This window comes from Neorhizobium tunisiense (assembly GCF_039631515.1).
GTDB lineage: Bacteria > Pseudomonadota > Alphaproteobacteria > Rhizobiales > Rhizobiaceae > Neorhizobium.
The window spans coordinates 132571-156197 of the sequence record NZ_JBDIUU010000007.1; the positions used below are offsets into that span (position 1 = coordinate 132571).

Consider the following 23627-nt stretch of genomic DNA (forward strand, 5'->3'; position numbering starts at 1 on the left):
CTCACATCGCTGTAAAACAATTATCGACAAACAGATGGGTGCCGCTGACAAAGCTGGCGTCGTCGCTCGCGAGGTAAAGTGCCGCCTTGGCGATCTCGTCCGGCCGGCACATCCTGCCCTGCTGAACCGCGATCGCGGCATCCGAGACGTCGACCCCGTAGCGGGTCAGTTCCTCGACCTCCTTTTGGCCATGCGGCGTCTGGATGAAGCCGGGGCAGACCGCATTGCAGCGAATGTTGCGGTCGCGAAACTCGACCGCGATCGCCCGGGCAAACATGTGGCATGCGCCCTTGGTCGTATCGTAGAGAACTTCCATCGGTGTCGCGGCGACCGCCGAGATCGACGACGTGCAGACGATGGACCCGCCACCCGCCTTGATCATCTGCGGCAGGACGGCACGCGTCATCAGGAACATGCTGCGGACATTGATGGCCATCAGTCTATCCCAGTCCGCCGCCGAGGTTTCGAGGAACGGACGGACGATAATCGTTCCGGCATGATTGAACAGCACCGTTATCGGTCCGAGTTCCTCTGAAATCGCGTCTACCGCCTGCTTCACCTGCAGTTCGTCGGAAACGTCGGCGGGTGCAAATGCGACCTTCAGGCCGTCTTCACGCAAGCGGGCGGCGACCGTCGCCCCCTGGCTATGCGGGAGATCGACGATCCCGACTGCTGCGCCTTCTCGGGCAAACAGCTCGCTCGCGGCAAGGCCGCATCCACCCGCGCCGCCACTGATGAGCGCGACCTTACCGTCCAGACGACCAGCCAATTCATCCTCCAACATTGTTGACAACGGCCGATCGATGGCTGAGTGGGCTCTATTCGCGCCTCTTGTTCTCCAGCCGATGACGGGCGGCTATGCTTCTGCTTGACAGCTGCAAATTGGCCTAATTTTGCGCGGCGGTCTATTGCTGACTTGGCCCGTGCTATTCAGGACATTTTAGATGAGGTGGCTTCGCCCGAAATCATGGAAAATCCGCGGGCTGCCGTCATATGTCTATTGCTTTCGAACATTTTTCAACAAATCGGCCTCATCGGCAACAATGGAGGCTGCTTCGTTCCTCAAGACGTCCTTTGCGTTCTTGCGGGCATTCTCAATCGCGATATCAGCGCTCAAACTACGCTCATTTGCTTGCAATCCATCATCTTTACCGGGAACCAGACCGTCGTTTGTTTGCTCGCGCGCCTTGAGACGGGTTGTAAGAGCACTGAGTTCGTTTCGACGTTCAACTTCATTGAGGGAGATGACTCTTTTTTCGCGTTGGACCTTCAGTTCAGCAGCGTCTTCTACGAAACGTTGAAAATCCCGGTCATCTTGCACCCGAGCATCATGCCGGCTTTTCAGTTGCTGCAGCAACGCAGTCATGTTGCCTGCGGCTGCATAATTGGCAGGCTTGATCTGGGCCCAAGGCAGCGCATTGTCATAACTCGCCTCACCGAGAGTCTTGGGGTCAGAGAGGCCCGGCAAGCTGATGTCCGGCGTCACACCGCGCAGCTGTGTCGTCCCGCCGTCGACGCGGAAAAATTGCGCAATCGTCAGTTTCAGTTGACCGAATTTTGGTTTGCTGTTGTGGGCCACCTGATCAAGATCGACCACCGTTTGCACGGTACCCTTACCAAAGCTAGGCTCGCCGACGATCACGCCGCGACCGTAATCCTGTATCGCTGCGGCGAAAATCTCGGAGGCCGACGCTGAGCCGCGATTGATCAATACCCCGAGCGGACCCGACCAGGCAGGCGTGGACAGATCATCGCTTTCTATCTTGATCTTACCTTCGGCGTCGCGCTGCTGAACCACCGGCCCTTTCCCGACGAACAGGCCAGTCAAATCAATCGCCTCGGCCAACGAGCCTCCACCATTGTCGCGCAAGTCGATCAGGACGCCATCGACGTTCTCCCGCTTCAGCTCGCCAAGAAGCTTGGCAACGTCCCGGCTTGCGCTTCTGTAGTCTTTGTCGCCTTTTCGCCGCGCTTCGAAGTCCTCGTAAAACGCCGGCAAGGTAATCACACCAATTCGGCGCACGACACCGCGATCCTCTATGGGCAGGACAGTCTTCTTTGCAGCCTGTTTTTCGAGGCTGATTTTGTCTCGCACCAAGCTGATGACGCGGTGGTTCCCACTGTCTCCGGCATCTGCTGGCAAGATGTCCAATCGCACAACGGAATCTTTCGCCCCGCGTATCATTTGCACGACTTCATCGAGGCGCGTGCCCACGACTTCCTTTACGGCGCCATCATCGCCTTGACCGACACCGATAATGCGATCACCGACCGCCAGCTTTCCGGACAGTTGCGCGGGTCCACCCGGCACGAGCTCGCGGATCGTCGTGTAACCATCGCGCTCCTGCAGGACCGCGCCGATACCGACCAGTGAGAGCTTCATCGAAATGTCGAAATTAGCCGAAGCGGCGGCGCCAAAATAGTCTGTATGGGGATCAACGGACGTGGTGTAGGCGCCCATGAATGACTGGAACACGTCATCACTCTTGTATGTGTAAACGCGCTCCAGGATATTTTTATAACGTTTGTCGAGGGTATCGCGAATCGCCGCATCGCCTTGGCCTGCCAGTCTCAACCGCAGCCAGTCGCCTTTGACGCGTTTACGCCAGAGGTCGTTGCTTTGCTCTTCGGATTTCGGCCAAGGCTCTTTGTCGCGCGACAGGGGATAGTCTTCCCTCACGCTGAAATCGAAGCCCTGTTTGAGCAGGTTGCGGGCATACGTCATGCGGTCCACAACTCGCTGCGAATAGATGTTGAAGATCGAAAACGGAACCTTCAGGTCTTCGCCGGCGATGGCATCATCGATCTTTGTGCTGTCGGTCATGAACTTGTCGATGTCGGCTTGCAGGAAAAAGCTCCGGTCCGAATCCAGAGACTCGATAAACCGATCCATAATTTTAGCCGACAAGGCATCGTTAAGCGGAACAGGCTTGTAAGCATAGCGCGTCAGGAATTGTGCACTCAGATGAGCAGCTTGCGCTTGCTCCTGTAGCGGAGACAAGACCGGCGGCGGCCCGAGTTCCAAGGAATATGCCGACGGTGCGATTGCAAGGAACAGGCCAAGGAAACCATATCGTATGCGCATTCAGCTTCGATCCCATTTGCAAAGTCGAGTTTGTCCTGCACATGGTGGTGCAGCAATGATGCCGTCTTGGCAACCGGATGAATACGCAATATCTCGTGTTCATCGTCAAAAATGGGGCGTGTGCCTGGGTCAATGAAGGATTGTGTCACCCGACCGGGCCACCGTAGCCTTCATTGGCGGCCCTCACGAACTCCGAAAGCTCCTTTTCGCAGCGAACCGGCTCTTCGTAGAATGGGCTACCCGTGACGCCGCTGCCCGGCGAGATGCCATGCGGGAGCCCATTGCGGAGGCGCTCCCGCCTTTCGCAACCGAAGCCAACCGGCTTGCGGAAACCGCGGCCAGCCACGCCGCTCGGCGCCATGGCGACGCCGGAGCGTTAAAGTATAATCCACTCAAATGGTTGCGGCATGCCTTCGGCAATGTCGACCAGACCCAGCCGCACCGCCGACATCAATGACAATCTTCGGCAACATGATATAATAACAATAAACAATCACCCGCGCCAAAGTCGCTTAAACCGTCTCCAGATTCTCAAATGGAGCGGCATATTGGTCACGATTGTTTGCATGAAATGGGGCACGGCCTTCACCTCCCGCCATGTCAATGCTCTGTATGCCGGTGTATTGCGTAACATGGAGGAGCCTTTCGACTTTGTCTGCTTGACGGACGATCGTCGCGGCCTTGCCTCCAGCATTCTCACTCGCCAGATCCCGAACCTCGGCCTGCCTGAGCAGGCGTGGAGACGAGGTTGCTGGCCCAAGATCGGAGTGTTTGCACCGGGTCTTTTCCCAGCCGGAGACGTCGTGCTTTTCCTCGATCTCGACGTCATGGTCCAACGATCGCTCGCCCCGCTGATCGGGTTGCTTCGGGAGCGCCGTCATTTCATGATTCAACGGGAATGGAACCCGGATCTCTGGACCCTCCTCCCAAGTAGTTTCAGGCCGGACCGGGGTGCTCAGTCATCCGTCTTTGGATTTCATGCGGGAAGTGCCGACGGAATTTACCACGATTTTATATGCAACGCTGACGCGATTATGTCCCAATTCAAAAACGACCAATCCTACCTGACGCATGCCGTGAGGCAAAGAAGTTATTGGCCGACAAGTTTCTGTGTCAGCTTCAAGAGAAGCTGTACGAAATACTTTCCGATCAATCTGCTCTTGCCGAGGATCACGCAGCCTCGGAACGCGAGGATCATCGTCTTTCACGGGAAACCCAGGCCCTGGGATACGATGGTCGAGAAAGGCCAGCGCTGGGGATCGACAAGGAGATTCGGGGTCGGCCCCGTTCCGTGGATCAAACAATATTTCAATCAGGCGGACGCGATGTTGGCTTCCCTCGCCGGCGGCCCGGACCCCGTTGTTCCACGCGCTTGGCGCACAAGTCCCATATCGGCCCCCGGAGCTGCAGACGATGCCGAGGAAGGCGCGCATGCCTCCACAGCAGTACCGAAAGACATTCAAGAACGTTCGCTGCGGCGTTAGGCCAGGATCGATATGCCGCGATCGTCACCAAACCCGCGCAGGTTCATTTCAATATCGCCGCCTTTATCCAGCGTATTCCCTTTCACGCGGCGGATTAAGCCACTTGCCCAAACGTTCACCGAAACTGGGCCGCGACGCCGTCAGCCTGGAGATTTGCCGGAAACGTCAACCGCGCCAACAGCCCGGATGGCTCCCCGTCCAACAGTTCCAGCGTTCCTCGGTGAGCTTGCACGATTTCCGCGACGATGGACAATCCAAGTCCGAAACCAGCGTTGCCATCAGTCCTCGCCGCATTCAATTTGAAGAATGGCTCCAACACCTGCATACGTGATTCCTTCGGTATCCCAGGACCATTGTCGGATATGTCGATCACCACCATGTCTCCGCTTCGCTTCAGCTCGATTGCGGCCCTGTCGCCAAATTTCACAGCGTTTTCACAAAGATTGGTCACTGCTCGCGTTATCGCGAGGGGCTTGCAATTGACGGACAGGTGGTTGGGGCCAATATAGTTGACCCTGTGACCGACATCTGCAAACTCGCTGCAAATCGTCTGCAGCGTCGTTGCCAGATCAATCGTTTCCACCTGCTCGCGATGATGGTCGTCACGCAGATAGCTGAGGCTCTCTTTGAGAAGGCTATCGATTCGAGAGATGTCGGCCAGCAACATATCGCGCAGTTGGCCGTCGCCGACCCGCTCTACTCGAAGTCTCAGTCTCGTCAATGGCGTGCGCAGATCGTGGCTCACCCCACGCAGCATCCGCGTCCTGCCTTGGATCATATCGGTGATACGATCGCTCATCTCGTTCAAGGAGCGTGCAACAGCGACGATCTCCACGCTGCCTTTCTCTTCGAAGATTACCCGGCCGGACGTGATGTCGGCATTCGCAGCCGCTGAAGCAATCTTCCGCAGCGGTCGCGTGATCGCCCAGACCCCGAACGAAGAAAACAGCACGATCAAGGTGATGAGCGCCAGTAGATAGTGTGGCCCCCGGACGAGGACCTCACTCCAGAACGCCGTGCTTGGAAGACCGCCCAGAACGAGGATTGTTTTATCGTCAACCTCGGTTGAGACGACGCGCTCGCCATCAACAAATGTTTGCCAGCCACCAAGTGGCATCTGCCTCCCGTCGGGGGAAAAAAGCCAATCTATCGTCGCGTCCAGGACGCTTTCCTGCGGCGATGAGTTCCTGAACGTTTCCGCCAAGGCACGAGGCCGCAGATTGAGATCCCAACCGGCACGATTGGCTGCCTGAAGAACGATGTCGCGCTCTTCGGGCGTGGCAGTTTTAAGGAGGGAACCTATCGTAAACACACTGTCGGCGAGTTCCTCAACGTCAACTATCGGATATTCATTTTCAACACGCTGCTCGAGAAAAGAGCCGCCTAAAACGGTAATAGTGAGGCCGAGAAGAATAATGCCCGTGATCTGACTATGGATCGTCGATAGGCCTGGAAACCGGCGGAAGAACATGAGCCCCCTTTTCGAATTGCGAAGCGCGCTTGAGCCGAGGCCACTCGGCAAAGCAGGAATATAGTCGAACTCCGTTACGAGATCCCGCGTTTCCTACTGTGCGATTATTACGTTTTGTTACGACAGGGCCGCCTCGTTGCCGATCGCGGCGGCTGCAACAAAGCGTAACAAAAAAACATGCACCGGAGGGCTCCGGCATGAAACACAAGCCGTCGCAGGCTCCTCTGTTGGGGGGGACTGATAACCTGTTCTGGAGCCCTTATGCTACATATTAAAAAAGCCAAGCGGCGTCTTTCGCCCCTCGCCTTATGCGCCGCCTTCAGCGTTGCGGGATTTTCCCCAAACGCCTACGGCGCCGACCAGACCGCCACGGAGCAGACGCCGGAGCCTCCTTTCGACAAGCAGCGTTTCGACAAACGCCAACCGGAGCGCAATTGGAGCCTGATCGTTGGTGCCGGCGCTTCTTACGATCCCAAATACGAAGGGAGCGACGAATTTGAAGTCAGCCCCATTCCTTTCGTGGTGTTCACCTATGGCGAATGGCTGGAAATCGATCCAGGTGGGATCAGCGTCACTGTCCTGGATCAAAGCGGATTTTCCATCGCCGCTCAAATCGGTTATGAATCGGGGCGGGATGACGGTGACGGTGATCGCCTCCGCGGTCTCGGCGACATCGATTTCGCCGCAACAGTCGGCGCAAAAGTCGGCTATGAATGGGGTCCGGTCGAAATCTATGCGAGCGTTGACCAGACCATCGCTGGCAGCGAAAGCCTGATTGGAAAGTTTGGTGTCGAATACTCGGCACCCGTCACGGAGCGTCTCATTCTGGGCGCACGCGCCGAAGCCACCGTCGCCGATGACAAGCACATGCAGGCTTATTTCGGCGTCGATGCCGCTCAGTCGGCACGTTCAGGCCTGCCTGAATATAAAGCAGGAGCAGGCTTGAAGCGCGTTGATCTTTCTGCCTCTGCCACATACGCACTGAGCGATCATTGGTTGGTGCGCGGTGAAGCGGGCATCGGCGTACTCACCGGAGACGCTGCGGATAGCCCAATCGTCGAGAAGAAGATCCAGCCTTCCGTTTCTGCTTTTGTCGGCTACAAATTCTGAAGCCGGGGGAGAAAACAAATGGCGTAAGCCTGCAGGGATCGCTTCCGATCCCGCAGGCGATACGCATTGCCGTGCGGCGACATTTTCGACCGCAAGATGCAATGCTGCGGCAGTCAGGAGCAGGCGCTCAAGCGCCTGAGAACGATCACGGCATATATTTCAGACTTCCTCCACCGACGCGGTGAAAGTATACCCTCCCAGCCTGACCGTCTGCAGAAGCGTTGGCTCGCGAGGATCAGCCTCGATCTTTTGGCGGAGGCGGCTGATATGCACATCAATACTGCGCTCGATCGGCCCAGCCAGCCCGGAATGGGTAAACAAGAGCAGTTCCTCGCGGGTGATGACCCTGCCCGGATTTCTGCAGAACGCCAGCAGAAGATCGAATTCCGTTGTTGTCAAAGCGATGCGGGCGTTGCTGGGGTCGTGAAGCCGGCGCCGCATCGGGTCGATCACCCATCCGTCAAAACGCAGCTTCCTCTGAGCCGAGCTACTTGTCAGGCCGTAAGAGGCGCGACGCAGGAGACTGCGAATCCGAGCGACCACTTCCCTCGGGCTGAAGGGTTTTGTGATGTAGTCATCGGCACCGACTTCAAGTCCTACGATCCGATCGACTTCCTCTCCGAGTGCCGTGAGCAGGATTATCGGGATCGTTCTTTCCGAGCGGATGCGCTTGCAAATGCTTAGGCCATCTTCGCCCGGCAGCATGACGTCGAGAATAATCAGGTCATAGGAATTGCTGCGAAGCAGGGACTGCATCACGTTTCCGTCCTCAGCCACGGTCGGCAGCATCCCGCTTTCCTGAATTGTCGACGCCAGAAGATTGCCGATTTCGAAGTCGTCTTCCACGATCAATATCTTCGCGGATGCTGAATTGGGCTGCATCGAGTCTTTTCCTGTTTGAGGACCCCATAATCGGCCGGCTGCTGGTCCTCGAATATTTCGCTTTATTAAGTTTTGTTACGGTCGCTGCTCGCAGTGATACCAAAAGCGCCCAGCCATGGCGATAAGAGCCGCGACCGCTCGCACCGCCACGCAGAATTGACGTAACCGACAGAGTGGCGGCGCCGCGGAAAAACCGCTCTGCGATAAACGGCAGGGCCGGCCAGGTGGCTGGCCGGCCCTCCGCTGGTCGTGCAAGCGTCCTTGCGGGGCCTGCAACCTTCAGATCTCGGCCGACTGGAGGAAGGGCTTGAAGATCCGAGCGGTACGATCGCCAAAGTCGGAAACGATCAGGTGGAGCGACGGGATGACGAGCAATGATAGAACCGTGGACACGAGGAGACCGCCAATCACCGCGATCGCCATGGGTGCCCTGAATTCGCCTCCGTCACCTACCCCGAGCGCGGAGGGGGTCATTCCCCCGATCATGGCAAACGTGGTCATGATGATCGGGCGAACGCGCTCCAAGCAGGCTTCGATGATCGCATCGACCCGAGGCATCCCACGGGCCTCGCGTTCGATGGCGAAGTCCAGGAGCATGATGGCGTTTTTCGTCACGATCCCCATCAACATCAGGATGCCGATGACGACGGGAAGCGAGACGGCGTGGCCGCTTAACATCAGGCCAGTTGCAACACCGCCGATAGACAGCGGAAGGGAAGCCAGAATAGTCCAGGGCGCCAGCACGCTCCCGAAGAGGAGAATGAGAACGACAAGTACAAGCATGACACCCGATCCCATCGCCACCACAAAGCTTGAGAACACCTCGCCTTCGGTATCGGAATCCCCGGTCGCTTGAATGCGCACGCCCGCCGGCAGGTTCTTGACGCTGTCGAGCTGTGTCAGCCTGTCGAGACCCTGGCCCGACGTCATGCCATCAGCCATATCAGCCGAGATTTCGATGCGACGCTGGCGATCAAACCGCTCGATGGCGGCGACCCTCTCATCGAAGCTGATGTCGGCGACAGACGACAACGGAACCGACGTCCCTTTCGTCGTCGGGACCGACAACATCTCAAGGGTTGGCAAGTCGTCGCGAGCATGCGCCTGGAGCAGCACGCGGATTGGAATCTGTCGGCCACCGTCAAGGAAGTTGGGCAGCCGGCTGTCGACGTCGCCCACCGTCGATACCCGGATTGTGCGCGCAAGTTCTGCCGCAGATACACCGATCGTTGAAGCCTTGTCAGGGTCAACTTTCACCCGAAGTTCCGGGCGCGTAGCTACGTTGTCGGCGCTCGGGTTGACGAAGTTCCTGTCGGCAGTGAGCTCATGCAGTATGCTGTCTGCGGCCCGCTGAGCCATAGCGCCATCCGCGGACAGGACAGCGAAAGATATGTCCCGCCCACCGCGGGTATTGAGAAAGCGCAGCCTGACGTCCGAAATCGAGGAAAGCGCCTTTTCAAGATCGGCTTGTATCGAGAACGACGAACGGTCGCGCTCGGATTTGTGGAACAGATCGATCAGGACGGTCGCATATCGTACATCCTCCTGTCCCGCCGTGCTCGACCCCGCCCTGACGAACACGCCTTCCACCGCGGAATCCCGCCGGATCACGGAAGCTATTTCGTCCGTCGCTGTTCTTGTTTCGTGCAAGGCCGCGCCAGGGGGCAGCTCCACGGAGAGGGTCAACCGCCCCGTGTCCTCTTCCGGCAAAAAGGCGGTGGGCAGGGAGACCAGACCGTATAAAGCCAGGGCGAAGGCCGCAAATGCGCATCCGACCGTCATCCATCGCCACCGCAGACTGACCTTCAGCAGCCGTCCATAGGCCGACACCAGACGCCCTCTCCGGATGTCGGACGGAGGAGCGTTGGTCATGATGTATGCGGCCATGATTGGGGTGATCAATCGGGCCGCCAGAAGCGAAAAGAACACCGCGATCGCAACCGTCAACCCGAATTCCCGGAAGTACAGCCCGACCACTCCGCTCATGAAACCCACCGGCGTGAAGACAGCCATGATCGTCGCGGATATGGCTATGACCGCAAGCCCTATTTCGTCAGAGGCGTCCAATGCGGCCCGGTAGGCGGATTTGCCCATGTCGCGGTGACGCACCACGTTTTCGATTTCAACGATCGCATCGTCCACGAGAATCCCTGTCACAAGGGTGATCCCAAGCAGACTGAGGATATTGAGGGAGAAGCCCAGGAGATCGATGGCAAAAAAGGTCGGGATGATCGAAAGCGGAAGCGCGATTGCCGCAACGATCGTGCCCCGCCAGTCGCGCAGGAATAAGAACACGACGACGATTGACAACGCTGCTCCCTCATAGAGCGTATGCATGGCCGAGTTGTAGTTGCCCGCCGTGTAGGACATATTGTCGTCGACCAGCTTGAAGCGCGTCGACGGCTGTTCGAGATTGAGCTTCTCCAGTGCGGCGGCCACTTCTTCCGCCACGACAAGTTCGCTCGCACCCTTCGAGCGATATACCGCGAAGCCTACGACCTCCTCCTGGTCCAAAGTGGCAAAGGCGCGGGCCTCGGCGATCGTATCCTGGACGCTGCCGACATCGTCCAGTTTCACACTGGCGTCGTCCGACAGGAGGATGCGAGCATCACCGAGTTCTGCAATCGTCCGCGCTGCCGCAGCGGTCGTCAGCGCCCGTTCCCTGCCATTCAGGTTGCTGCGCCCCCCAGAGCGATCCAACTGGCTTTCGATGAGGCTTTCGTTGACGGCATTCGCCGTCAGGGAAAGCGCCTGCAATCGCGAAGGATCGAGCGCGACATGGATCTCCCTGTCAGCACCTCCGACACGGTCAATGCGGCCAACGCCCTTCAGACCCTGCAGCTGCCGGGCAACAACGTCGTCGACGAACCACGAAAGCTCCGCAACGCTCATGTCCTGGCTTGTGACGGCATAGGTCACGACCGCGTGTGCTTCCTCCTCCGCCCGCTCGATGACAGGCTCATCTGTTCCATCCGGAAGATCGCTGCGGATTTTGGCAACTGCGTCGCGGACGTCACCCATGGCGCGGTCAGGCGAAATCACGCCTAACTCAAATTCGACAGCGGTAACGGAGCGGCCCTGGGTGACGGTCGACTTGATCTCTTCTACGCCTGCAAGAGACGCGACTGCGTCTTCAACAAGACGAGTAAGTTCAGTCTCCAACTCGCTCGGCGCGCCGCCGGGCTGGTCGATAGTCACATTCACCGCCGGCTCGTCGATCGTCGGGAAGTAGGTAACAGGCAGCCGTGAGAAGCTGTAGAGACCCGCGGTGACAAGGATTAGGAATAGGAGGATCGAGGGAAGCGGATTACGGATCGCCCAGGCCGATATGTTCATTGAAGTCGAGCTCCGAGCCGATTTGGGGTCGATGTGGATGCGTCGGCACGCGCTTCCGGCGTCGCGGCCAATACCGGCCTCACCCGCTCCTGTGCCTTCAGGAAGGCACCTGATTTCAGGACGACCTCCTCACCCTCCCGGATGCCGTCGACGATTTCCACGAACCCGCTTTGCTGCGATCCGATGCGGACCGGGCGGATATCCACGAGCCCGTCCGAAACGACGTAAACGTTATGGCCAGCCACCGTGCTTTTGACGGCTGTTCCGGGGAGGAGAACATTCTGCCGGCCTTCGACACTGATGCTGCCGCGCGCAAAGACGCCCGGGAAAAGTCTGGCCTTGTCTGCAAGTTCGATCCGCACCGTCCCGCTTCTTGTCTTGGGATCGAGTTGCGCGGCATTCAGCCGGACGGTCCCTGCGATGGCTGCGTCGCGTCCTGGTAAGGTAATTTCGGCGCTCATGCCTTCGCGCAACCGAACGAAGCTCGTCTCCGTCACCTGCGCCACGAACTCGATATCATCGTCATCAGCGATGACAAAAAGAGGTCCGGCGGAACTCGATGTCATAGCACCGACACGCGCGCTCCTGCTCAAGATCCGGCCTGAGCTGGGCGCCCGAAGGGTACTCCTCTGAACGGTCAGTTCGATTTCCCGCCGCTCGCTGGCGATCAATTGTTGATCTGCGTTGGCGAGCTCCAACGATTGGCGCGCCAGTCTCAACTCCGCGACGGCTCGGGCGTGAGCGTTCAAGTCTTCCTCGAGGACATTGTCGGCGATGGCACCTTTCGGCTGCAGCGAGCGGCTGCGTTCCAGCTTCTTGCGCGCTTCGGCTTCGGTGACCATTGCCACATCTATCTTGCTGCTCTCGACGGCCACGGCAGCATGCGCGCGAAGGAGGCTCACCGCATTCTTGTCCAGCAACATCAGGGCTTCGGTCGTGTCCAGGACCGCAAGCGCCTGGCCGCGCTCGACATGTTGACCAGCCTCTACCAGGATCTGGCGCACCTCCTTGCCGAGGACGGCGGGATAGACCTCGATCTCTTCCCGCGCGGCAAGCGAACCAACCACCTCGATCCTTTCCGTCAGCGCGCCTCGCTTGGCGACGATCGTCGTTACCGGCATCTGAGCGTCTGCCGATACCGCGGTCGAAAGCATGCACGCGAGTACCGCTGCTTTACCGACAAGCGCGCAGCAGCGTCGAAGCGTGGATGATACGGTCGATAATGCGATCATTGAGTGGACCTTTTAATTAAGCCGCCAAGCGCCCTTGGCCGGTTTGGGTTAGGTCACACGATAACGATGGGCAGGAGCCGCACTGTGTAGTCACATTAAGAAATGTTACGGCACGCTCATGCGCCTCTCAGCCTGGACCGGCATGCAAGTCGGCCTGCATGATTCGCTGGCCTCCCCTTTACGCATGGGATATTGCGATGCGATACTTTGCGACAATTTCCCTGTTTTGCGGCATACGCGTGCGACAAACACCTGGGCCGGGCGGGCCGGCAAGGCGCCGAGGGACAAACCGTGCCGCCCCGCCAACCACGGCGCAGCGGAAATAGGGGCCCTGCAGCGAATAATGGTTCTGGATCACCATGCACAACGGACAGTCGAAATTTACGTCTCCAAATAGGACCAAAGGCTGCCCCGCCGCGGGGCTAAAGTCTGAATCGCCGTGGCGGCCACAGTTTGGTCCGATTTCGCCTGAACTTTTCGGGCTGCCAAAATAGTTCCTTGGGGTTCCAAACAGAAGCACGGCGCAACAGCAAGCGAGGCGGGAGTTATCACAAGTTCTGCGCAACTGGGGGGCTCCATGCTTCATCATGCACGCGACCGACAATTAGATGGGCTCAGAACCCTTGCCGTCTCAATGGTTCTCTACGCGCATTTTTTCGCGGCCGACGGGTCGCACTGGGGCCATATCGGCGTACGCCTGTTCTTCGTTCTCAGCGGCTTCCTGATAACCCGGCTTTTGCTGGAAGCGCGCTCTGCCACCCAGTACGAACCAGGCACCGCGCTGAGATCGTTCTATATTCGCCGGGCGCTCCGCATATTCCCGCCGTACTTTGCAGTGCTCAGCTTCGTCTGGCTGGTTAACCTCGAGCAGGCCCGCGGCAGCATCAAATGGCATGCCCTTTACCTGTCGAATTTCTGGTACGCCCTTCGCGATGAATGGACGCCTTGGATTCTCTGCCATACCTGGAGCCTGAGCATCGAAGAGCAGTTCTATGTCCTGTGGCCGCTCGTCATCCTGCTCGCCCCGCGTCGTTGGCTTGAGCCGATCTGCATCGCTCTCATCGTGTGCTCGCTTGCCTATCGGTTCTATTGGCCGTTCACGGGGACGCCTTCGCTCGCGCGGGATCTTCTTCCTCCGGCGTCGATGGACGCACTGGTGGCGGGCGCGCTCCTTGCGCTCTATCGCGCGCGGTCACGGACATTGCCGCACTGGATGCGGCTGAGTTCGGTACCCCTGCTTGTTACAACGGCCATTCTGATGTGGCTGAAACCGCTTCCCCTGTCACCAACGCTCGCCTGGATGAATTGGATCGGCTTGGAGGTTCTTCCTCTTATCCCGCTCACGGCTCTGGTCGGATACTGTTCGTCGGGCCTGCGTGGAGCTCCGGGCCGCCTGTTGGAATTTCCCCCGATGACCACTGTCGGACGCGTCAGCTACGGGGTTTACCTGTACCATCCGATCGTCCTCTCCTTCGTCGTCAGTGCACAGCCTTGGATTCCGTTCAACGTCTCGGAACAGGGTTTGGGGCGCCTCATCGTAGCGACCACGGGAACGCTGGTCTTGGCCGCGATCTCGTGGCTGGCGTTCGAAAAACCACTCAACCAGCTCAAGCGTTATTTCCCATACGTCCCCCCAAGCAGACTTGACCCGACGTATGACGCGCCGTCTGCCACAGCCATTTCGGAGGCTGCGCAAATGCAGGAACTTCGATTTGCCACGCCATTGGGAGCCGAACGATGTCCTCCCCGCTGATCTCCGTCCTATTGCCCGTCTATAATGGCGAGCCTTATCTCGCTGCCGCGCTCGAGAGCATACTGCGCCAGGACTACAGGCACTTCGAGGTCGTCGCCATCGACGATGGCTCGACCGATCTGTCGCTGGATATTCTGCACCGATATCAAAAATTTGACGATCGCGTCCGCATCGTCTCGCGCGAAAACCGCGGGCTGATCGCGACCCTGAACGAGGGCATTGCTCTGGCCAGAGGTGACCTGATCGCACGAATGGACGCGGACGACATCTCCTATCCAACCCGCTTTTCCCGTCAGGTCGCGTTCTTTGAGGAGCACCCCCGGCTTGCGATCTGCGGAACGGAAGTCGATCGGCTTCTCGGCAGCCGCGTCGTGCGCAGCACGCCAAATCCCATTTATCAGTCGGGGGATTGGCACATATTGTCGTTGTTCTTCACGATCTTCCTGCATTCGACGGTGATGTACAATCGCAAGGTCATTCCCGAAGATATGCTGGTCTATGACGCAAGCTACGTCCACGCGGAGGACTTCGATCTCTTCAGGCGCATTACACGCGAGTTTCCGGCGGCGATGATCGATGAGGGCCTGATCGCCTATCGTATCCACTGCGACAGCGTCACAAACAGGCACAAGCGGCAAATGCGCCGAACCCACCTGAAGATCGTCGCCGAGAATCTCGAACGGCAGGCTCTCAACGACGATCCCGACGCTCTTCTTGATATCGGCGCAGCCGTTACGCCGGATACGGTGCGCCGAGCCGCCGATTGCATGCTCGCGATCGAAGAAAAGGTCGCCGAGCAAGCTGGTGCGAGCGCCAGCAGCTACGCAGAAGGAGCCCTTTGCTTCTTCTATTTCCTCTACCAATTCATTGCCGATGAGCAACGTCCGGAGTTGACCCACGCATTTCTCATGCGAACGGGAAAATGGGACGTCATCCGGCGACGGGAACGCTACGGGCTTCGAGCCGCCGTCGCTGCGCCCTGGTTGAGCCGCATGTCGGAAGTGGCGATCCGGAGGCTCGATGGGATGGCACGATACTATCAATCGGTGCCGGCCAAGACGGTGTTGCCGCTTCAAGGACTGGCCTGATGTCCGAGGAGAACAAGCAGACCCCGCACGTCAGTCCCCCCTTGTCTCCCGACGGGCGCCACCCCATCGATGCAAGCTTTATCGTCTGCACCAGGAACAGGGCCGCCGCGCTCGAGGCGTGTATCAGCTCGATCGAAGCCGCCTGCCAAGCCTGTTCCCTAAGCTGCGAGCTGGTGGTGGTCGACAACGGATCCACCGACGATACAGCCGCACGTTTGTCGCGTATCGCGGCGAAATCTGCGGTTCCCGTCAGATGGATGGTGGAGCTACAGCCCGGCCTTGCTGCCGCGCGCAATACGGGAATGGAGCGGGCGCGAGGCAGGCTTCTGATCTTCATCGATGATGACTGCGTCGTCGAGACCTCCTACCTCCAGGATCTGAACCGTCATTATTCGGCAGGTGAGCGATGTATTGTCCGGGGTGGCCGGGTCGATCTCGGCAGCCCGCGCGATCTGCCTTTCACCATCAAGAGGTCGCGGTTCCGGGCCCGTTTCACGCCGGATGTTCATCCGGGCGGGTTTGTGCTCGGCTGCAACATGACCATGCATCGGGAAGCGGCAACCCGCATCGGGCGCTTTGACGAACGGTTCGGGGCCGGCGGCCCGCTGCGGTCCGCAGAGGATACGGATTACCTCGTCCGTGCCTATCAACTCGGTATTCCAATCGAATATGTTCCCGACATGACGGTCCGGCATTTTCACGGGCGAACCACGCGCGATGCAATCGAACAGCTTCACCGGGATTACAGCTTTGGAAACGGCGGCCTTTGCGCCAAGCATATGTTCAAGGCCCCCTGGCTGCTTCGTCACTTCTGCTGGACGACCCGATCGGCCTGGCGGGAGCTGTTCGGCGGCTACCGTTTCGATCCGGAGATTTCCCTGTCCCACCTGACGATCGTGGTGATGAACCTGGTCGGAGCAGCCAAGTTTGCCTTGCTCGCCATTCGGTGGCCAAAACAGGCAGACGCTGACACGACCAGCCATCTGCGTCGCCCGCAACGGGAATCGCCGCCATGCTAGATTTCCTCACATCGAGTTCTCACCTCCTGCGCGAGGCTCTGGGGAAAAACAGCGGCCTCTTGGTTGTCGTTGTCATCCTTGGACTGAGCAGCGCCGTGCTCGAAGGCACCGGCATCGGTCTTGTCATCCCGATGCTCAGCATCATTGCCGGCGAAAGCGACGCTTCGGGCATGGCCGGCCTTTCCGCCGTTTTCCAGCGGGTGGGCGCGGGATTGGACGACCAGACGCGGCTGATCGTCATCGCGGCCGCCATTCTCGGACTGATCACCGTGAAGAACGTGCTGGCTTTTGCCAACGCGGTGCTCGCCAATTTCATATATGGCAAGGCCGGCCATTCGATCCGGAACCGTCTCGCCGATCAGCTTTTGACGATCGGCTACCCGTTCTTCCTCCAGCAAAGCCCGGGCCGGCTGCTGAACATCATCTCCAACGAGTCCTGGCGGGCCTCGGATGCGGTCCAGACCATCCTTGCCGCGATCGTGAATGCATCAGCGGCCGTTATCCTGCTCGCATTTTTGCTGCTTCTTTCGTGGCAGATGTCGTTATGCGTTATGCTTGGGCTTGTCCTGATCCAGGCCATCCATGCGTTGCTGTCAGCCGGCCTGAAGGCCCCGAGCCGCAACGTCACGTCGTTCAACAGTGAACTCGCCGCGAGGATGCTTCACCTCGTTCACGCCGGGCGCCTGATCCGCGCATTCGGACAGGAAATGCGTGAAAGAGCGATCTTCGACGCGGCTTCGAATGCCGTGCGGAAGGCAGGTTTTGTTCTTAACTGCCGCCAGGCAGCTCTCCCGCCGCTCACCGAAGTGCTGCATTCCGCCCTCTTTCTGGGCGTGGTTGTCAGTGCATGGCGGGTTGGGGTCGGTTTCCCGGTCATCGTGGCTTTCGTCGTCCTGCTTTACAGGCTACAACCGCATGTCCGCGCGCTGCAGATTGCCTGGAGCCAGATCCAGGGATGGAGTGGTGCGCTGGAAGAGGTCGGATGGCTCCTGGATTCCTCCGACAAACCACCGGCTCCCCAGGGTAGTCGTCCGATCCGGGGGCTCCGCCAGCAGATCAAGTTCGACCAGGTGACCTTCAGGTATCCGGGCGCAAGCACACGACCCGTGGTCCTGCGTTCGGTAAGCTTCGAGATCCGCCAGGGCCGCTCGACCGCAATTATCGGACGGTCGGGCGCCGGCAAGACCACGATCGTCAATCTCCTATGCCGGTTCGTGGAGCCGGATCAGGGCAATATTCTTGTCGACGGCATTCCCCTCCGCCAAATCGATCCCGCTCAGTGGCGCCGGCAGATTGCGCTTGCCAGCCAGGATCTTGAACTGGTGGACGGCACCATTTTCGAGAACATCGTCTACGGCCACAATACCTCCCTCCCCGAGGCCGAAAGCGCGGCCAGACTTGCCGAAGCGCACGAATTTATCGAGAAGCTGCCTGACGGATATGAAACTGTCGTCGGTTATCGGGGAGCGAGCCTGTCGGCCGGTCAACGACAGCGGATCGCCCTAGCGAGAGCGCTGGTCCGCGATCCGGAAATCCTGATCCTGGATGAGGCCACGAATGCCATGGACGGTCTATCCGAGGCATCGATCGTGGAGACTTTGAAATTGAGAGCCGGACGCCGCACCACGATCGTTGTCAGCCATCATCACAGCACCATTTCCTTCTGTGACGAGGTCGTCATTCTCGGTGCGGGCCGCGTCCGCAATCAGACGCCCTTTGCTGAAGTTGCATCCTTGAGCATGGAACAGCTTTACGAACATGAGATGTCGCATGGCAGCCCGTCGTAACCAGTGCCGAGCGGCAATGGGTTTTGCTCCCGACCTTAGCGAACCGTGACAACCAATGGCACAATCTCGTCCTCGGCCATCCGCCAGGTGTTGCGGCCGGCCGACTTTGCCCGATAGAGCGCCCGATCCGCGGCCTGGACAAGCGCTTCTCGGTCGCCGGCGACAACACTTGCGGCGGCTATGCCTATGCTGACACCGATGCTGATCGACAATCCCTTGATCCGAAAAGGTGCGCTCAAGGCCGATATACATCGATCGGCAAGGCCGATATCCGCCTGGCCCTCGCTTTTCACGAGGATGGCGAATTCGTCGCCGCCGAGGCGAGCCACCAGATGTCCGCCCGCAGCCGAACGCAATCGCTCACCGGCAAGCTTTAAGACCTCGTCACCGGCGGCATGGCCGAACGTATCATTAACCGGCTTGAACCCGTCGAGATCGAGGCAGTAAACGGTGACAACGCCCTCGTTCGCTTCGGACTTGAGTGCCTCATCGAGAGCTTTGTAGAATTGCATCCGGTTCGGCAGGCCCGTCAGAACGTCATGATGCGCCAGCCTGTTGGCCTCGGCCTCCGCCAGCACCCGATCGCTGACATCCGCGACCGTCAGCAGGAACCGTCGATCGCCGCCATCGTAGAGCAACCGGACATAAATGAGGACATGGTGTTCCCTGCCCTGCGCCGTTCGCTGGCGCCACACGGTGCGCGCTTCGCAATCGCCACCGAGATTGCGGAGCCTCGCGGCGAACTCCTCGCCCTGGCCTTCGGCGTGCATGTCGAAAACGGCTTTGGCAAGAATGATCGAGCGCTCATAGCCATAAAACTGAAGCGCCGCGTGATTGGCTTCAAGGATCGCAAGGCTGTCGCCATCGCAGAGCAGCATCGGCATCGGGTTTGCGTCGAACAATTGCCGAAGCCACTCCTCCCGTTGCTTGAGGCTGGTAATGTCTATGCGCATTCCGATGGCGCCGCCATCCGGCGTGCGGCGATCGTCGTAGCGCAACCATCGCCCGTCTTTCATTTGCCGCTCTTCCTGCGATACGGGCTGATGAAACTTCGCCATGCGCTCGCTAAGCCAGACGCCCTGGTCCGGCACAACCTCCTGAATGCTGCCGCTTGCAAGGCTGATCTTTAAAATCTCCTCGAACGGAATTCCGGGCGTCAGGTATTCGGCGATATCGGCATAGAGATCGGCGTATTTCTGGTTCCAAAGGACGTAACGGTCCTTGGCGTCGAAGACACAGACGGCCTGCGGCAACATCTCGATGACATATCGCAGGCGAAGATTGGCTTCCCGAGCGGCAAGCCCGGCGGATTTTTCCTGCGCTGCGGCCTCGATCCAGACCACGGTGATCGGCTCGCCCGATCCGGGACATGACGAAACTCTGACGGTGCAGTTCCGGGTTCCTCCTGCCCTGCAGCTCAAGAGAACCGACGAACCCTCGGGATCATCCAGCGGCCATCCAGGCAGGAGATCGGCGATACCTGTGCCGCACAACGTGCCCGGTTCGTCAAAAAGTGCTCTTGCCTCGGCATTCGCAAAGGTGACGAAACCCGCTGCGTTCACAATGAGCGCGGCAAGCGGACAGGATTCCAGCAGGATCATCACTTCCGCACCAAGCATAGCTCCCTCAGGCACAGCCGATCTGCCCGGAAAAATTTACGGATGAAGGATAAGCGGGAAGAATGAAATAAATCACTAAAGTTCAAGTGCCGCATATAAATGACGCGTCCTCGCTCCGAGGCATTCCGACATCTGAGCGAGGGCACCGTTCGTTTTGAAGGCCAAACCCTCAGTCCGCGCGCAGATTTCCAATCACAGGCGGCCTCCAAGCTCATCCTCGATATGGACGCGGATGATCTCGTCGAAATTTTTCTCCGCGGTAAAGCCGAGGGCGGTAGCGCGTTTTGCCTCGAAACCAGGTGCCCAGCCAGCAACCATTCTCATGATCATCTCGTCGGGTACGCGACGAATGAGGTTTACTGCCCTTTCGCCCGCCACGCGGCGAAGCGCATCGATCTGTTCGCCGACGGTTGCGCTGACGCCCGGCATTGAAAGATTGCGGTGTGGGCCGACCGGCTCGAGATCCATATTCGCCGCATGGACGAGGTATCCGACAGCCGAGCGAGGCGATGTATGCCAGTGGCGCACCTCATCCGACACGGGCAGGATCGCCTCCTGCCCGATCAGCGGTTCGCGCAGAATGTTCGAGAAGAAGCCCGACGCGGCTTTGTTGGGTTTGCCTGGCCTGATGCACACGGTCGGCAGCCGGATGCCGATGCCCTCAAAGAAGCCCCGGCGGGTGTAGTCCGAAAGGAGCAATTCCGAAATGGCCTTCTGGGTGCCGTAGCTGGTAAGCGGCGTCAGGTGGAAATCATCGGGAATGGGGAATGGAAGCGGGGCGCCCACAACCGCGATAGATGACGTGAAGACCACCCGCGGCTTGTAGCCGCCCTCTCCGTTCGCGAGGCGGATCGCATCGAACAGATAGCGGGTGCCATCCAGATTGACCCGGTAACCCTTTTCGAAATCGAGTTCCGCCTCCGCGGATACGATCGCGGCAAGGTGAAAGATCACATCGGGGCGGGACCTGATGAACTTTTCGGCCTCGCCCGGCATCGAGAGGTCGGCGTCGCTCGTCATCACGGATCCGGAAAACCCCTCCGGATGATCGGGCTTCACGACGTCGACCAAGGTCAGCTTGTCGATCGGCTTGCCGAGAACGCTGCCATCGGCGATGAGACGCGCCGCCAGTTTGCGGCCCACCATGCCGGCCGCGCCTATGATCAGAATATGCATGCTTCCTCCCATCTCGACCCGAAGCGCACGACTGCCCGGATACGCGAAATTTATATTGTACGGTTGTCTGATAACCTTATATGCTCCCTTTGAAAACAGGATAGTTGTGCGCCGGGAATAAGGCGCGGGGCAAACCGAACTATCCAGCCAGGGGACGGATCATCCGGAGGGACCACTGAGAATGACGAGCCTGCAGACCGACCCGGTCGGGAAACATCGCCTCCTCCTGCGATCGATGCTTGGCGAGGACCTTGTCCTGACCGACACGGATTCAATGGCGCGATACTGTCGAGACTGGCACGGCGACGTGACCAGTGCTGCGGTTGCCGTCCTGAGGCCGCGATCGACGGACGACGTGGTGGCTTGCGTGAAAGGCTGCCGTGATCTCGGCCTCACCATAGTCCCCCAGGGAGGCAATACAGGCCTCGTGCTGGGCGGCCTTCCCGATATGCCGGAGCGTCAGGTGGTCCTCAGCCTGGAACGCATGAACCGCATCCGCAAGATCGATGTCGACGACTTCTCCGCCGTCGTCGAGGCGGGCTGCATCCTGTGGGAGTTGAAGGAAGCGATCGCCGCGGAGGGAATGTTCTTCCCGCTGGCGCTCGGCGCGCAGGGAAGCTGCCGGATCGGCGGCAACGTCTCGACCAATGCCGGCGGCATCAATGTGCTTCGATACGGCATGACGCGCGAACTGGTGCTGGGCCTGGAGGTCGTCCTGCCGGACGGTACGGTTTTCGACGGTCTCTCGACGCTCAGGAAGGACAACCGCGGCATAGACTTGAAGCAGCTCTTCATCGGCGCCGAAGGCACGCTCGGCATCGTCACCGCCGTGTCGGTCAAGCTGACGCCCAATCCCGATCAGGTGGCGACCGCCCTTGTCGGCCTCGCCTCTTTGGAGGATGCAATCACTCTCTATCGCCGGGCCCGGCGGGACTGTAGCGACTTGATGTCCGCCTTCGAATTCATGCCGCCCCTTGCCTTCACGCTCGCCCGGGAAGCCATGCCGGATCTGCCGATCCCGATGGCCACCGACTATCCCTCCTATGTTCTCATGGAGGTTTCCGGTTCGGGCCTCGTCGATATCGCCGACCTGATGCAGCGGTTCCTCGAAGGCGTCATGGAAGACGGCATCGTCCTCGACGGTGCGATTGCCTCGTCACAGGCGCAGGCGCGAAACCTGTGGCTGATCCGGGAGGGAATGAACGAAGGCCAGGCGAAACGTGGTGTCCATATGCGCAGCGACGTTTCGGTTCCGCTCTCCAAGGTGCCTTCCTTTGTCGCCGAGGCCGAAAAGGCGATCCACGACGCGTTGCCCGACTGCGTGTGCGTCTCCTACGGTCATGTCGGCGATGGGAATGTCCATCTTAACGTTCTGCCATCCGTGGAACTGCCCCATCAACAGCGGCTCGAACGGATTTACCAGTCGAAAACGATCCTGAACCAAGTGCTTGACCGGTTCCACGGCAGCCTCAGCGCCGAGCACGGCATCGGCCGGCTCAAGCGGGCGGACTTCGATGCGCGCCTTCCGGAAACCAAGCGCCGCCTTTTGACGTCCATCAAGAATGCCATCGATCCCGACATGGTGATGAACCCAGGCTGCCAGTTGAATTTTACCCGGAAGTCATAGAAGAGCGTCATAGGGGAGAGCCGGCGCCGTGGTAATGGACTTCAGCCAGATCAGACGAAACGAACATCTGCCCGCGCGGATCGCGTCGCAGATCGGACGCGAGATCAGCGATGGCCGGATCGCGCCGGGCGAGAAGCTGCCGACGGAACACATTCTGGCAAAGACCTTCGGCGTCAGCCGGTCGGTCGTGCGCGAAGCGATCGCGCAACTTCGCAATGAGGGTCTGGTCGAGACCCGGCAGGGTGTCGGAGCGTTCGCCACCGATTTTGAGCACCGGCAGTCGATTCGCATTGAACAGGGCAATCTTGCCGACCACGCAAGTTTTCAAAGCCTGTTTCAGCTCCGGCTGCCCCTTGAGATCGAAGCTGCCGGTCTCGCAGCCACCAATCACACCGCCGAAGACCTTGTGAGACTTGACGAAGCGCTCGAACAGATGACAGGCGAAGAGAAGTGGACCGAAAAAGGCGTCCTGGCCGACCTCGCCTTTCATCGCCAGATCGCGGCTTCCACGCATAACGAATACTTCCTGTTATTCCTCGGTTTTATCGCGGAGCGAATTCACCTGGCGATCAATACTGCCCGGGACGCAGCGGTGTTGACCGAGATCGTCGAAGTGACGATCGCGGAACACGTCGCAATCCGCAACGCCCTTGCGAGCCGCGATCCTATCCGCGCCCGGGAGGCGATGCGCCATCATCTCCACGGCGCGGCAAGTCGTCTCGACCTTCAACTGAAAGTTTATTAAGTTCCACCCGGTCGCTCCGTTAGATCGATCCAGGAGATTTCCTGAAAGCAGTCAAGGGCCGCTGGACAGCGAGTAAAACTCTCTTTAGAAATACCGCCGATGGAGAGTTGTCAGACATCCTGACAATAGGCAGGATGCGGGAGATGCGCCTTGTGAAGGCAGGGGAGGAGATGCCGATTACATATGAAATCGGAGACTGCACCGAATATAGAG

General features: G+C 59.1%; 16 protein-coding genes. 8 read left to right on the forward strand and 8 right to left on the reverse strand.

Annotated features, from left to right (window positions below):
- Position 1: 1 nt before the first annotated feature.
- Positions 2-769 (reverse strand): SDR family NAD(P)-dependent oxidoreductase, encoded by a 768-nt coding sequence (locus ABCW43_RS20465; RefSeq protein WP_345927822.1) that lies wholly within the window; start codon positions 767-769, stop codon positions 2-4.
- A gap of 228 nt (positions 770-997) precedes the next feature.
- A complete protein-coding gene (locus ABCW43_RS20470; protein ID WP_345927824.1) occupies positions 998-3085 on the reverse strand; it encodes a carboxy terminal-processing peptidase in 2088 nt (695 codons plus the stop codon).
- A gap of 548 nt (positions 3086-3633) precedes the next feature.
- Between ABCW43_RS20470 and ABCW43_RS20475 the strand changes: the two genes are divergently transcribed.
- The gene (locus ABCW43_RS20475; protein ID WP_345927826.1) at positions 3634-4569 is read left to right on the forward strand and encodes a hypothetical protein; all 936 of its coding nucleotides are present in this window, start codon (positions 3634-3636) and stop codon (positions 4567-4569) included.
- A gap of 115 nt (positions 4570-4684) precedes the next feature.
- On the opposite strand, the gene ABCW43_RS20480 is transcribed toward ABCW43_RS20475, so the two are convergent.
- Positions 4685-6040, reverse strand: a complete 1356-nt coding sequence (locus ABCW43_RS20480; RefSeq protein ID WP_345927828.1) for an ATP-binding protein — start codon at positions 6038-6040, stop codon at positions 4685-4687.
- Positions 6041-6301: 261 nt separating this feature from the next.
- On the opposite strand from ABCW43_RS20480, the gene ABCW43_RS20485 reads away from it, so the two are divergent.
- A complete protein-coding gene (locus ABCW43_RS20485; protein ID WP_345927830.1) occupies positions 6302-7150 on the forward strand; it encodes a MipA/OmpV family protein in 849 nt (282 codons plus the stop codon).
- A 159-nt stretch (positions 7151-7309) separates the two neighbouring features.
- Here the strand turns inward: ABCW43_RS20485 and ABCW43_RS20490 are convergent, their stop codons facing one another.
- The 3 genes from ABCW43_RS20490 to ABCW43_RS20500 form a co-directional block, all read right to left on the reverse strand.
- Positions 7310-8032, reverse strand: coding sequence for a response regulator transcription factor (locus ABCW43_RS20490; RefSeq protein WP_046609676.1), 723 nt, complete (start codon positions 8030-8032; stop codon positions 7310-7312).
- A gap of 279 nt (positions 8033-8311) precedes the next feature.
- Positions 8312-11368: an efflux RND transporter permease subunit gene (locus ABCW43_RS20495; RefSeq protein ID WP_345927836.1), complete on the reverse strand. Its 3057-nt coding sequence runs from the start codon at positions 11366-11368 to the stop codon at positions 8312-8314.
- On the reverse strand, positions 11365-12489 hold the full coding sequence (locus ABCW43_RS20500) for an efflux RND transporter periplasmic adaptor subunit (protein ID WP_345927838.1): 1125 nt from the start codon (positions 12487-12489) through the stop codon (positions 11365-11367). Before ABCW43_RS20500 ends, ABCW43_RS20495 begins: the two co-directional genes overlap by 4 nt.
- A gap of 688 nt (positions 12490-13177) precedes the next feature.
- Here ABCW43_RS20500 and ABCW43_RS20505 point away from each other — a divergent pair.
- From ABCW43_RS20505 to ABCW43_RS20520, 4 genes are read left to right on the forward strand one after another with little or no spacing between them, the layout of a single operon-like run.
- Entirely contained in the window at positions 13178-14353 is a 1176-nt protein-coding gene (locus tag ABCW43_RS20505; protein ID WP_345927839.1) for an acyltransferase family protein, read from the forward strand.
- Positions 14338-15441 (forward strand): glycosyltransferase family 2 protein, encoded by a 1104-nt coding sequence (locus tag ABCW43_RS20510; protein ID WP_345927841.1) that lies wholly within the window; start codon positions 14338-14340, stop codon positions 15439-15441. Before ABCW43_RS20505 ends, ABCW43_RS20510 begins: the two co-directional genes overlap by 16 nt.
- Positions 15441-16460 carry a glycosyltransferase family 2 protein gene (locus ABCW43_RS20515; protein ID WP_345927843.1) on the forward strand — a complete coding sequence of 340 codons (1020 nt, stop codon included), beginning with the start codon at positions 15441-15443 and terminating at the stop codon, positions 16458-16460. Before ABCW43_RS20510 ends, ABCW43_RS20515 begins: the two co-directional genes overlap by 1 nt.
- Positions 16454-18247 (forward strand): ABC transporter ATP-binding protein, encoded by a 1794-nt coding sequence (locus ABCW43_RS20520; RefSeq protein WP_345927845.1) that lies wholly within the window; start codon positions 16454-16456, stop codon positions 18245-18247. The genes ABCW43_RS20515 and ABCW43_RS20520 overlap by 7 nt, the downstream gene beginning before the upstream one ends.
- Before the next feature lie 35 nt (positions 18248-18282).
- On the opposite strand, the gene ABCW43_RS20525 is transcribed toward ABCW43_RS20520, so the two are convergent.
- Together ABCW43_RS20525 and denD are read right to left on the reverse strand one after the other, a co-directional pair.
- Positions 18283-19866 (reverse strand): diguanylate cyclase domain-containing protein, encoded by a 1584-nt coding sequence (locus ABCW43_RS20525; RefSeq protein ID WP_345927847.1) that lies wholly within the window; start codon positions 19864-19866, stop codon positions 18283-18285.
- Positions 19867-20058: 192 nt separating this feature from the next.
- Positions 20059-21042, reverse strand: coding sequence for a D-erythronate dehydrogenase (denD, locus tag ABCW43_RS20530; RefSeq protein WP_345927849.1), 984 nt, complete (start codon positions 21040-21042; stop codon positions 20059-20061).
- A 181-nt stretch (positions 21043-21223) separates the two neighbouring features.
- On the opposite strand from denD, the gene ABCW43_RS20535 reads away from it, so the two are divergent.
- Entirely contained in the window at positions 21224-22669 is a 1446-nt protein-coding gene (locus ABCW43_RS20535) for an FAD-binding oxidoreductase (RefSeq protein WP_345927851.1), read from the forward strand.
- A gap of 34 nt (positions 22670-22703) precedes the next feature.
- On the forward strand, positions 22704-23414 hold the full coding sequence (locus ABCW43_RS20540; protein WP_345927853.1) for a FadR/GntR family transcriptional regulator: 711 nt from the start codon (positions 22704-22706) through the stop codon (positions 23412-23414).
- The last annotated feature ends 213 nt before the right edge of the window (positions 23415-23627 follow it).